The sequence below is a fragment of the Streptomyces flavofungini genome (assembly GCF_041028215.1).
Lineage (GTDB): Bacteria > Actinomycetota > Actinomycetes > Streptomycetales > Streptomycetaceae > Streptomyces > Streptomyces flavofungini_B.
Genome location: NZ_JASKYR010000731.1, coordinates 1 through 4,122, shown reverse-complemented (window position 1 = coordinate 4,122; position 4,122 = coordinate 1). Strand labels below are relative to the sequence as shown.

The 4,122-nt window shown below is 73.3% G+C and carries 4 protein-coding genes; all 4 read left to right on the top strand.

Annotated elements, in window-relative coordinates:
• On the top strand, positions 1 to 834 hold an 834-nt coding region (locus AB8Z36_RS33360; protein ID WP_369217129.1), incomplete at its 5' end, for a thioesterase domain-containing protein.
• On the top strand, positions 824 to 2,458 hold the full coding sequence (locus AB8Z36_RS33355) for an aldehyde dehydrogenase family protein (RefSeq protein WP_369217128.1): 1,635 nt from the start codon (positions 824 to 826) through the stop codon (positions 2,456 to 2,458). The genes AB8Z36_RS33360 and AB8Z36_RS33355, both read left to right, overlap by 11 nt.
• Before the next feature lie 8 nt (positions 2,459 to 2,466).
• A complete protein-coding gene (locus AB8Z36_RS33350; protein ID WP_369217127.1) occupies positions 2,467 to 3,600 on the top strand; it encodes an acyl-CoA dehydrogenase family protein in 1,134 nt (377 codons plus the stop codon).
• A gap of 101 nt (positions 3,601 to 3,701) precedes the next feature.
• A partial coding sequence (locus AB8Z36_RS33345; RefSeq protein WP_369217130.1) for an aminotransferase class III-fold pyridoxal phosphate-dependent enzyme occupies positions 3,702 to 4,122 on the top strand: 421 nt, incomplete at its 3' end.

Genomic DNA, 4,122 nt, shown 5'->3' with positions numbered 1-4,122 from the left:
CCACTGGATCACGCCCGAGAACCGGGCCCACGCGGTGGCGGCCCCCCCCCCCCCCCCCCCCCCCCCCCCCCCCCCCCCCTCACGCCCCTGCGCGCGGGCGAGGGCACCCCCCTCTACCTGGCCCCGCCGGCGGGCGGCACCACCTTCCTGTACGTCCGCCTGGCCGACCGCACACCGCCCGGACCGCCCCTGCGCGCCCTGTCCCTGCCCTCCGACCCGGCCCGGTGGCCCGGCACACTGCGCGACCTGGCGGCCCTCTACGTCGAACGGATACGCCGGGAGCAGCCCCAGGGCCCCTACCGCATCGGCGGCTACTCCTTCGGCGGCAACGTGGCCTTCGAGATGGCGCTCCAGCTCCAGCGCGCCGGAGAAGAGGTCGAGCTGCTGGTGATGCTCGACGCCCATGTACCCGAGACCTACGTGGGCGGACACCTGGACGCCGAGGAGTTCGAGGCGGCCGTCCCCGCGCTGTTCCAGGCCGCCCCGGTGCGCGGCGTGGACCCGCAGATGCTGCGCGACCAGGGCTTTCTGCGGATCTGGCAGCACAACCACGCCCTGCTCAAGAGCTACTACCCCGACGGCCGCTACACCGGCGACCTCCGGCTGCTCCAGGCCGAGGAGCCGGAGGGCCAGGCGCTGCTGGACGCGCTGCGCATGAACCCGCGCGACAAGTCCCTGTGGGGCACGCACATCACCGGGCGGCTGCTGGTGGACAAGGTCCCCGGCGACCACTTCTCGATGTTCGACGAGGGCACCCGCCTCGACCGACTCGGCGCCGCGCTCGGCGCCGCCCTCGCCACGGCGACCAGGAAGGCCGACCGCGATGCCGAGTGACGACTTCAGCGGCCCCTACGGCTCGTACGGCTCCTACGTCGACGGGCGCGAACGGCCGGGAACACAGTGGGTGTACACCGTGCGCGCCTCCGCCATGCTGCGGAACTTCTTCGGCTCCATCAGGACCAAGCGGTCCCTGGAGAAGGGCACGATGGCCGCCGCGGACGCACCGGAGGAGGTGATCGGGCGCTGCGCGGTCGCCGACGAACACGAGGTGCAGGCCGCGCTGCGCTCGGCCGCCCGAGCGGCCGATGAGTGGTCAAGGGCCCCGCTGGCGACCCGGCTGCGGCTGGTGGAGGTCTTCCACGGCCTGGTGCGCGAGAAGCACGACGAGATCGTCGACCTGATGATCGCCGAGGGGCATCCCTCGGCGCTGGCCCGCTGGGAGGCCAGCGGCATCCTCGCCAACACCGCCCCCGCAACCCGGGAGTTCCTGGCCGCCCAGATGGAGCACCGGACCAGCACCGCGCGGCGCGAGCTGACCGTGCGCCGGGTCGCCGACGGCGTGGTCTGCCTGAACCCGCCGCAGAACGCCACAATCGCCAACGTCCTCCTCGGCGTATGGGCGCTGGCAGCGGGCAACGCACTGGTGGTCAGGGCCCCGCGCAGCGCGCCCCTGGGCGTGATGCACGTCCTCCGGCACCTCATCGCCCCGGCCCTGGAAGCCGTCGGCGCTCCCGCCGCGGCGCTCTCCGCCCTCTGCTCGGACGCGCCCACCACCTTGCGTACCTGGCTGGAGAGTCCCCTCGTCGATGACGTCATGTACTTCGGCAGCAGCCGCCAGGGCATCGACTTCGGCGCCCGCTGCGTGGCCGCGGGCAAGAAGCCGGTCCTGGAACTTGCGGGCAACGACATCTGCGTCATCTGGCACGACGCGGACCTCGACCTGGCCGCCCAGGCACTGACCGAGGCGTTCTACGGATCCGGGCAGATCTGCATGGTGCCCAACGTCGCCGTGGTGCACCCGGCCGTCGCCGACGCCCTGCTGGCCAAGGTGGCCCGGCGGGCCGCCGGAATCCGCCCCGGCTACCCGGAGGAAGCGGGAACGCTGCTCTCCCCGGTGCTGCGCACCGACCTGTTCCGAGCCTGCCTCGACCAGGCCTTGCAAGGCGGAGCCGAGCTGGTCTGCGGCGGACGCAGGCTAGATGCCGGGGGAGCGGAGGACCCGGTGGGCGGTCTCTTCCTGGAGCCCACCGTCCTCCGCGTCGACGGACTCAAGGGCGCCCGCGACCTGGAGGCCGTACGCCACGAGACGTTCTTCCCCCTGCTGCCCGTCGTCGTCCCCGCACCGGAGGAGACCCCCGGCCTGCTGGAGGCGGTCGTGCGGTTCGTCAACACCAACGAGTACGGGCTGCGCAACTCGCTGTGGACCGGCAGCCAAGAGGTCACCGACCGCTTCGTGGCCGGGGTACGCGGCGGCGGACTGCTGAAGGTCAACGACTCGCACATCGGGTTCCTGCCGGTCCTGCCCACCCACGGCGGCACGGGACTGACCGGCGGACCGGGCGGCGAGGCCAACTATCCGATGCTGCGCACCTCCCACCTCCAGGGCGTCAGCGTGGCACGAGACATACGTCCCCTCGACGCCGTCTTCGACGGCCAAGCAACGGAGGCACCGGCCTGATGCGCGCGATGGACACCGCACGCGCGGCGTGCGAGACCTACCTGCCAGGACTGGCCGAGGAGCTGGACGGCGTGCCCCTGGCCACCCTGGAGGCACCGGGCGGGCCCGGCCTCAAGGCCTTCCGCCGCGTCGGCGGACCGGGACTGCTCATCCCGGCGGACTACGGCGGCTCGGGCGCCGGAGCGCTGGACGCCGTGCGCGTCGTACGCGCCCTGGGCGCCCTCTCTCCCTCGCTCGGCGTCGCCGCGGCGATGCACAACTTCTCCGTGGCCTCCCTGGTCGCGCTGCTCACCTCCGACGAGGCGAGCGGCCTGGAGTGGATGCTGATCGAGGGCATCGCCCGCGACCGGCTCCTGGTGGCCTCCGGATTCGCCGAGGGCCGCACCGGCACCGGCATCCTGGACTCCTCGGTCACGGCCGTGCCCGTCGAGGGCGGCTTCCTGGTCAACGGGGCCAAGAAGCCGTGCAGCCTGACCCACTCCATGGACCTGCTGACCGCCGGAGTGGCGCTGCCCGCCCCCGACGGACGGGACGGCGTCGAACTGGGCGTGGCACTGGTACCGGCCACCTCACCCGGCATCACCCGTGAACCGTTCTGGGACGCACCCTTCCTCGCCGGGGCCGAGAGCGACGAGGTACGGCTGCGGGACGTCTTCGTACCGAAGGAGCTGATGCTGCGCCCCCAAGTGGAGCTCGGCACAGGCCTGGACACCCTGCAGACGACGGGCTTCGTCTGGTTCGAGCTGCTGGTCACCTCGGCCTACACGGGGGCCGTGACACGGCTCGCGAGGGCGGCGGTGGCGGGCGGGCGCGGCAGCGCCACCGACCGCGCGGCCCTGGTCACCGGTGTGGAGGCCGCCGCAGGGCTCGCCGAGAACGTCGCCCGCCGGATCGAGGAGGCCCCGGTGGGCAATAACGAGCTGGCCGCGTCCCTCGCCGCCCGCTACGCCGTCCAGGACCTCCTTGTGGACATCGCGGACCGCGCGGCGGAGATCCTCGGCGGTCTCGCGTTCGCCGCCACGCCCGACATCGGCACCCTGCTGGCGGTCAGCCGGGCGCTGGCCTTCCACCCGCCCTCCCGTACGGCCTGCGCGCAAGCCCTGCTCGACCACGCCGACGGCGCGCCGCTGAGGATCCGGTGAGCGGCTTCCAGGCGGCACCGCCGCCCGCCCACGACCTGCGCCGCACCGTCGCCGACGGATACAAGGCGCACCTGAGCCGGGGACGCGGCAAGCTGGGTGAGATGTTCGGCGGCCACGTCGAGGTCTCCTCGGCGGGATCGCGCGTCCGTACCTCCGACGGCCAGGAATTCCTCAACGCCGGCGGGTACGGCGTCTTCTTCACCGGTGCCTGCCACCCGCACGTGGTCGCCGCCGTCGAGCGGCAGCTGCGCACACTGCCGCTGGCCACCCGGCTGCTCCTCGAACCGTCCGCCGCCCGGGCCGCCGAGGCCCTCGCGGAGGTCTGCCCGGCGGGCCTCGAACGGGTGCACTTCACCGGCTCGGGCGCGGAGGCGGTGGAGACGGCACTGAAGATGGCGCGCGGCCTCGGTCACCGCCGGGTGATCGCGGCCCGCGGCGGCTACCACGGCAAGACCCTCGGTGCGCTGTCGGTCACCGGCAAGCCCCTGTACCAGGACCCCTTCCTGCCCCTGCTGCCCCTGG